Origin of the sequence: Pseudoalteromonas sp. K222D (assembly GCF_017653575.1) — a bacterium.
Taxonomy (GTDB): domain Bacteria; phylum Pseudomonadota; class Gammaproteobacteria; order Enterobacterales; family Alteromonadaceae; genus Pseudoalteromonas; species Pseudoalteromonas nigrifaciens.
The window spans coordinates 42,474-50,069 of sequence record NZ_JAGGDL010000028.1 but is presented as its reverse complement, the minus strand read 5'-3'; the positions used below and the strand labels follow the sequence as shown (position 1 = coordinate 50,069).

Annotated in this window: 6 protein-coding genes; 2 read left to right on the top strand and 4 right to left on the bottom strand. The window is 39.3% G+C overall.

Annotated features, from left to right (window positions below; genetic code table 11):
* Positions 1 to 51 precede the first annotated feature (51 nt).
* The 4 genes from J5X91_RS13425 to J5X91_RS13410 form a co-directional block, all read right to left on the bottom strand.
* A complete protein-coding gene (locus tag J5X91_RS13425; protein ID WP_208835007.1) occupies positions 52 to 210 on the bottom strand; it encodes a hypothetical protein in 159 nt (52 codons plus the stop codon).
* 125 nt (positions 211 to 335) lie between these two features.
* Complete coding sequence (locus J5X91_RS13420; protein WP_208835006.1) at positions 336 to 764, bottom strand: hypothetical protein; 429 nt, start codon at positions 762 to 764, stop codon at positions 336 to 338.
* Positions 765 to 776: 12 nt separating this feature from the next.
* The gene (locus tag J5X91_RS13415) at positions 777 to 1,358 is read right to left on the bottom strand and encodes a hypothetical protein (protein ID WP_208835005.1); all 582 of its coding nucleotides are present in this window, start codon (positions 1,356 to 1,358) and stop codon (positions 777 to 779) included.
* A gap of 12 nt (positions 1,359 to 1,370) precedes the next feature.
* Positions 1,371 to 2,054, bottom strand: a complete 684-nt coding sequence (locus J5X91_RS13410; RefSeq protein WP_208835004.1) for a hypothetical protein — start codon at positions 2,052 to 2,054, stop codon at positions 1,371 to 1,373.
* 670 nt (positions 2,055 to 2,724) lie between these two features.
* Between J5X91_RS13410 and ylqF the strand changes: the two genes are divergently transcribed.
* Together ylqF and J5X91_RS13400 are read left to right on the top strand one after the other, a co-directional pair.
* Positions 2,725 to 3,678 (top strand): ribosome biogenesis GTPase YlqF, encoded by a 954-nt coding sequence (ylqF, locus tag J5X91_RS13405; protein ID WP_011329575.1) that lies wholly within the window; start codon positions 2,725 to 2,727, stop codon positions 3,676 to 3,678.
* 451 nt (positions 3,679 to 4,129) lie between these two features.
* The gene (locus J5X91_RS13400) at positions 4,130 to 7,585 is read left to right on the top strand and encodes a PAS-domain containing protein (protein ID WP_208835003.1); all 3,456 of its coding nucleotides are present in this window, start codon (positions 4,130 to 4,132) and stop codon (positions 7,583 to 7,585) included.
* Positions 7,586 to 7,596 lie beyond the last annotated feature (11 nt).

Sequence of the window (7,596 nt, the reverse complement as noted above, 5' to 3'; positions counted from 1 at the left end):
TTTCGTTATAACTGATCTGATCGACTGATATAAATAAAGTTCAATTGAAGCCTAATTTATTTGTGTATAAGAGTCAGATCCTGACACAGGGGGGAAGTAAAAGCTTGGACATTGATCGTTATGCCAGCTTTTATCTATTAGGTATGGGTGATCTTCTAAGTCGAAGCCTATATCAAAGTTCTCGTTAAATTCTTGTTCGTATAATTTCATTTTTACCTCTAATAATACATCCTAAAGTAAGATGTTTTTAGCGCTAAACTGGTTTCAGTCATTTTTTAAAGTTAAATGACTGCCAGCTCAAGCCTAAGCTAATATAATTTATTCGGTTGTTTTAATCAGTAACTATAATCATTATGGCTATCTGTACCGTAAGTATTTCCTTCTGAATCAAACCCACCGTAACCCCCATTCATTACTAGACCACTCGCAGGATTAATAACGACACCATCACCATCACTAGTGTAGCTATTTGAACTCAAATTAGATGTAGAGTAACTATTACTTAATTGAACACTTGATTGGCTAGGCGCTTTACTGCGATTTATTGCTGCTCTATTACGCGCAATTCTCATATGCTTTTGTTCCGTGGCAGACATTGGTCGCCTGTAAGTAGCTACTTCAGGGCTATCTCCCCAAGTAGCGAAGCCCTGTATAATACAACACTTACCCCATATAAGTATTAACATACCAATTAGTACTGAGACTTTTGCAATAACAAAAAATGAAGTAATAAATATTAAAATACCAACGAGTACTTTGCCCATAGCTGTAAATCCTTATAAAATTTTGTAGTTTGAAATTGTGAACTGGAACTGATTTTGAATTCGTTTACCACTTCTATTTTTCAGTGGTTCAGGAAGTAATTGATTAACTAAAGTGGCATCTTTCAGATTTTTTAATAAGAAGGTCTTAAACCTAGTTTTATCTTTACTTTCGGTTTCACCGCCTAAGTAACCTCCAAGTACCTTGTAGTTATTATTCTCTTCTAACTTTGTTGCTATTTCGTCATGATCTTTACCAAGAAGCAAAGCAAGAAATGAATTGTCAAAGTGCTTCTTAAAAAAAGCATACGCCTCAAAGTCAGATTTAAAGTTAAGGCTATGTATGTTGCGCCTACTTATTAATTGAGCTAACTTGCCAGCTTTATTATAACCAAGCGCCTTTGCATTCGACCTTTTTTGCACTCCCTTAGCATCAAGCCAAGCCCATAGATAAGTGGCTTCTTTACAAGGAAGGGATATAATTTCTTTCCTTAGATTATTTCCTGTATCCGCTAAATAAATTGTTAATTGAAATCGTAGCTTTTGACTGTTGTCAGCTTTGGGGTTTAATTCGATATGCTGGATTAATAGGCTCATAGCTTCAGCCTTCTATGCTGAATACGATAAAGGTGTGATCTTTGTTTCAGCAAATAACTGAACAATATCCCAGCCAGTTAAAACAAACACATCAGAGCGTTTCTCAATTTGTCTAAATTGTTTTGAAGTCGATCCTGGAGTCAAATAAATAGCCGCCGAGGCATTGTGGTTTTGTTTTGCTTCCTCTAAAAGCCTAACCCTTTCTGCGTTCCAAGAAATATCTTGTAGTCCTTTAAAAGTAGAGTTAACACCTAATTGAACAACTGCTATATTTTTGCCTTTTGACGCCAGGAGCAGCTCATCGTCGATAATTGTTATTTTATATTTAAGTTTTTTAAGGGCTAATATAGCTTTTTCTTTAAACACGGAGAGATCAGTAAGATTATGAACCTGGTTCCTGAGAAAGATGCTTTTGTAAAATGCGTAACTTGACTCCCTTAACACCTCTAGTTCAACATCATCACTACAATTATGAATGCCGGTGTCTAACTTCATCCCACTACATTTTACTTCAAACATTAGACGATCGGCTTTCATTCTAGAAAAGCTTAGTACATTTGCCCTTTTAGATATGTCCATGAAAGGTTTGATAAGTTGCAGATAGGGTGAGTAGTCTGAGCTTTCGTCTTTGCCCTCTGGGGTGAATGATAAGAGGCGATTCTTGATAGATTGTAGTTTTTCAGCAATGCGATTCATTAGAGTTCCTAGTTAAGTTATGTTTGAACCGCATAGGAACTTTAATAATTGAGAGCTGAATTGCAAGGTTTTTTTGGAATATTTTAATTTCTAACAGGTTAAACATATATGCAAACTAACTTTTGGAAGTTTCCAAGATAACTATAAGAAGAGGTAATAAATTAAACTTTATAGAGAAATTGTGTTTATTTTAAGGGTGAATAGATGAATGAAAATTTGCTTTGGCTCGTTCCTGCGTTAACTTTGACTTTAATTATTATTAAATTACAGTTTGATTTCGGTACAAGTAAATACGTGGTGGCTTTAACCTTCATGTTATTTATGGGGTTCTCATGTTTTCTGTTTGCGTTTTATGAGAATGAGTACATAAGTCTAACAAATCTGATACTTATAACTCTTCAATACTTTGTGAAAGCGTTCTTAATCATGACTGTATGCTATTTTGTAGCCTTTTGTGTGTATTGGTATTTTAGAGATAGGGAGACTTTAATTAATTGGTTTAAAGGAAAGTTTTGATTATAAAGCTGACCAAAGTATATTTTTGAGTCTGGTGCTTTGTTATGTAGTAAACTCTCTATATAAACGAAAAGTACAAAAGCATAGTTTTACTTTTAGTACCCACATTAGTACCCATAGGCTGCGGCCTTTAATTAAAGGTCATATAAATCAAATGAGTAGAGCAGGAATACAGTGGTTCCCTGGGCACATGAATAAAGCCCGTAACGAAATTAAAGAAATAATGCCGCAAATGGATGTGATTATTGAGGTGCTTGATGCGCGCATTCCTTATAGTAGCGAAAACCCTATGGTGGCGACGCTGCGTGAAGGTAAACCGGTAATTAAAATTTTGAATAAAGCCGATTTAGCTGATCCCAAAATGACTCAAATATGGAAAGATTACTTTGAGCAAGAAAACGGCGTAAAAGCAATTGCTTTTGGTAATGATAAAGCGGCTGAAGTACACCGTATTAATGAGCTGTGTAAAAAGTTAGTGCCTCACAAGGTGGGTGCCGATAAGCAAATTAAAGCCATGATTATGGGTATTCCTAACGTGGGGAAATCTACGTTAATTAATGTGTTAGCTGGGCGTATAGTTGCTAAAACAGGTAACGAACCTGCGGTAACTAAAGCGCAGCAACGTATTAAGCTTGAAGACGGCATTATGCTTTACGATACGCCGGGTATGCTATGGCCAAAAGTTGAAAATGAAAACTCGGGTTACCGCTTAGGCGCAACTGGCGCAATACGCGATACAGCACTTGAGTATGAAGAAGTGGCGAGCTACACAGCTGAGTATTTAATAAAGGCGTACCCTGAGCTACTAAAAACACGCTACAAAATAGATGAACTACCAGAGAGTGACTGGGAGTTTGTTGAATTAGCGGGTAAAAAGCGTGGTTGTATTCGTGGTGGTAACCAAATAGACACTTACAAAATGTCGGAAATTTTAATTAACGAACTACGCGATGGCATTATTGGCCGCATTACTATGGAAACCCCACAAATGCGTGAGGAGGAAGAGATAATGGTTGCTGGTTTACGTGCGGCTGCGGCGGCTAAAAAGCAAGCCAAAGAAGACGAAAAGTTACAACGCCGAGCGCGAGCGCGTAAAAATCGTCGTTAATAATTAACCTGAATTTAGATAACTGAAAGTAATTAAAGTTTGTTAAATTACAGACATAAAAAAAGCCCGTAAGGGCTTTTTTAGTTTCATATCTACCGTCACCGATATGAGCAATGTAGCAAGTAAAATAGTAGGGCGGTTACTCGTTATCAACATCAAGGGGCGTTGTGTTGAATTTACAAGTAACCATAGCAGTTAACGTGCGCTACACGTTGTTCCAGGGTCGAGAAACAAATCAGTTTATTTCGTAACAAGTTAGGATGTACTCCCTTCTTGTTGATAGTGATTATCAATTAGATTTGGGTGCGTGTCAACATTCAAATGCAAATAGTTCTTATTTATTTTTATCGTGCATATTTTGAATTGTTAGCACTAAAGTGGGTGCTGCTTTTTTCTGCAAAAACACATATGCTAGTTAAATAATTATAAAAATAATTAAAAGAATAAAACTATGTTTTCTATTTGGTCGATTAGCTTAATTGCCGTGGTGTATTTAGGCATATTGTTTGCTGTTGCAGGGTGGGCCGATAAGCGTAAGGTTTTACCTTTTAAAGGCTTAACTTATGGTTTGTCGTTAGGGGTTTATTGTACCTCGTGGGCTTTTTTTGGCACTACCGCACAGGCTGCAAGTAATGGCTGGTGGCTCGCCCCTACTTATGCGGGCACTATTATATTATTTATTTTTGGTTGGCAGCTATATTGCCGCATTGCGCATATTTGTCGGCAACAAAAACTTACCTCAATGGCCGACTTTATAGCCACTCGGTATGGACAATCATCGAGTTTGTCGGGTTTGGTGTCGCTTATTTCGGTGATTGCAATTGTGCCGTATATTTCTTTGCAGCTCAGTGCTACGGCGCAAAGTATTAACTTGCTTACCGACCGAGCACCCACGCAAAGTAATGCGGTGTGGGCCGACAGTACTTTTTATATCACCTTGCTTTTAGCTTTATTTGCTATTTTATTTGGTGCTAGGCGGTTACGCCCAAGCGAGCATAACCCAGGGCTTATCGCCAGTATTGCGTTTGAGTCGGTGGTAAAGTTACTGGCATTTATTACAGTGGGTTTATATGTTTGCTTTGCACTATTTGATAACCCAGTCGCCTTATACGAAAAAGCCTATGAGCTTAAACTACCCACCCAAGTTACCGCTACGCAAAGCCCTGTTTATGTATATGTTGCGCACACCTTACTAGGGCTTTTAGCTACGTTATGTTTGCCACGTCAGTTTCATATGAGCTTTATTGAAAACAATAACGACAATGAACTGGCCAAAGCGCGGTGGATATTTCCACTTTATTTGCTACTAATTAATTTATTTATTTTACCTATAGCTTACGCCGGCTTGGTTTACTTTAATGGTAATGATATTGGCCACGATTCTTTTGTATTAGCATTGCCTATGGCGGCAAACAATACGCTGGTAACGCTATTGGCGTTTTTAGGTGGGTTTTCGGCAGCAACCAGTATGGTGATTGTATCGTCGATTGTATTATCGGTAATGATCACTAATGATTTTATTAATCAGTTTATTTTACGTCGCTCGCAGCTTACCTCAAGTAGCCGTGGGTTAGATAAAAACAACTTATTACATGCGCGCAAAATTGTTATTGTGCTCATTTTACTACTTAGTTACTTTACTCACCGAGTACTTGGAGAAACCAGCACTTTAGCCACAGTGGGCTTAATGTCGTTTACTTTAGTGGCGCAGTTTGCACCTGCCATGATAATTGGTTTGTGGTGGCGACATGCCTCTTGCAGAGGCGCGCAACTGGGTATTTTAACCGGCTTTGTTATTTGGGGTTATACCTTACTATTACCAAACTTGGCCAGTGGCCTGGGTAGCCAAAGTAGTTGGCTAACAGAAGGGCCATGGCAAATAGCTTGGCTGGCACCTACCGATTTATTGTCGCTTGGTTTGGAGAGTATTAGCCAAGCGTTATTGCTATCTTTAGGTGCAAATTGCTTAGTGTATTTATTAATGCCCTTTTTTAGCCAAGCCACTCTTGCTGAGCGATTACAAAGTAATAAATTTATTGCACAACCCCATGATTCGCGCCTAGATACTACATTGCATCCGTTGAGTTATCATGACCTGGGGGCTTTATTGCAGCGTTTTGCTGAAAAAGAGGCCAGCCAATCGTTAGTTAATCATTATTTTCCTGATGATAAAAGCCAATGGAAAAGCCCGGCTAAAGCCGAGTTAGAGTTATTGGTAGAGCGTGAAATGTCGGCAGTAATAGGCGGTGCGTCGGCACGGCTTATTTTAGACGTAGCTAAAAATGAGCAGCGCCAACCATTAGAGCAAGTGGCCGAATTTGTAGATGAAGCCAGCCAAGTACTTAAATTTAACCGCGATCTTTTACAATCTACAATTGAAAACATTCAACAAGGTATAAGTGTGGTAGATAGTGAATTGCGTTTAGTGGCGTGGAATAAAGGCTATAAACGTATGTTTACTTACCCAGACGATGCTTTATATATTGGCCGCCCAGTAGCCGATATTATTCGCTTTAATGCGCTGCGAGGGTTATTTAATAGCGGTAATATTGCCATTGAAATAGATAAGCGCTTAGCGTATTTAAAGCAAGGCAGTGCTTATAAGTTTCAGCGTTCGCACAGCGATGGCCGAGTGTTCGAAATGCAAGGCAACCCACTGCCCGGTGGTGGCTTTGTAACTACTTATACCGATATTACCGAGTTTGTAAAACAACAAAAAGCACTAACGCTAGCCAATGTAAGCCTAGAGGAAAAAGTAGCAACTCGTACCGCAGCATTAACGCAAGCTAACCAAGAGTTATCGCAGGCAAAACAAGTAGCCGAGCAAGCTACTGTGAGCAAAACCCGCTTTTTTGCGGCGGCCAGCCATGACTTATTGCAACCATTTAATGCCGCCAGCTTGTTTTGTTCTTTAATGAACGAAAAAGCACAAAGCTCTGAGCTAAAAGCGCTAGCACTCAATATTAAAAACTCATTAGGCAGTGCAGAAGAACTGCTTAGCAGTATTTTAGAATTAACCAAGTTAGATTCTGGCTCATTTAAAGTGCAGGCCAGCGAGTTTGATGTTAGTAGTTTAATAGAGCCGCTACGCAACGATTATTCGGCATTAGCAGCAGAAAAAGGCCTTAAATTTATTGTAAAGCAATGCGATGTACGCATACATACAGATAAAGCACTGTTGCGGCGGGTATTACGTAATTTACTTAGTAATGCCATACGCTATACCGAGCGCGGCGAGGTACGCTTAAAAGTGTTGCTTGAAGATGACAGCCATGTGTCGTTTGTTATTGAAGATACCGGTGTGGGGATTGCCGCAAGCGATCAGCAAAGTATTTATCAAGAGTTTAAACAGCTGGGCGAAAAGCCCAATGCCGAAGGCCTAGGGTTAGGACTGTCGATCACTAAGCGTATTTGCGACTTACTGCAAATACCTTTGGTTATGGGTTCTGAGCTAGGTAAAGGAACGCAATTTACGCTCACGATGGTATGCACAGTAAGTAAAGCGGTACAACCTACTCAGCGGGTAATGCTTAACCCCGATACTGAGCTAGGCCGCTTGCGTATTTGGCTGCTTGATAACGATAAAAATGTGCTTGATGCACTTAAGCAACTACTGCAAAACTGGGGCTGCGAAATAGCCACGGCAACTAATTTAGCTGAGCTTGAGCAATTAAAAGCAAGCGCTGCATTACCACAACTACTTATTATTGATTATCAGCTCGATGATGGTGTAACCGGGCTTGAGGTGCTTAATAAGGCGCAGCTTACTAACTTGCCGGTAATTGTAAATACAGCAAATCATGATGAAAGCATACGTGAGCAAGTGCTTGATGCAGGTTATCCGCTATTGTATAAACCGCTAAAAGCACCGGCATTAAAGCGTATGATTAAGCGACTAACCAAGTAAGTTAACGGTGT

What these genes read in the sequence shown, in the direction of transcription:
- J5X91_RS13425 (WP_208835007.1), bottom strand. Translation starts at nt 210, where the DNA reads ATGAAATTATACGAACAAGAATTTAACGAGAACTTTGATATAGGCTTC.
- J5X91_RS13420 (WP_208835006.1), bottom strand. Translation starts at nt 764, where the DNA reads ATGGGCAAAGTACTCGTTGGTATTTTAATATTTATTACTTCATTTTTT.
- J5X91_RS13415 (WP_208835005.1), bottom strand. Translation starts at nt 1,358, where the DNA reads ATGAGCCTATTAATCCAGCATATCGAATTAAACCCCAAAGCTGACAAC.
- J5X91_RS13410 (WP_208835004.1), bottom strand. Translation starts at nt 2,054, where the DNA reads ATGAATCGCATTGCTGAAAAACTACAATCTATCAAGAATCGCCTCTTA.
- ylqF (WP_011329575.1), top strand. Translation starts at nt 2,725, where the DNA reads ATGAGTAGAGCAGGAATACAGTGGTTCCCTGGGCACATGAATAAAGCC.
- J5X91_RS13400 (WP_208835003.1), top strand. Translation starts at nt 4,130, where the DNA reads ATGTTTTCTATTTGGTCGATTAGCTTAATTGCCGTGGTGTATTTAGGC.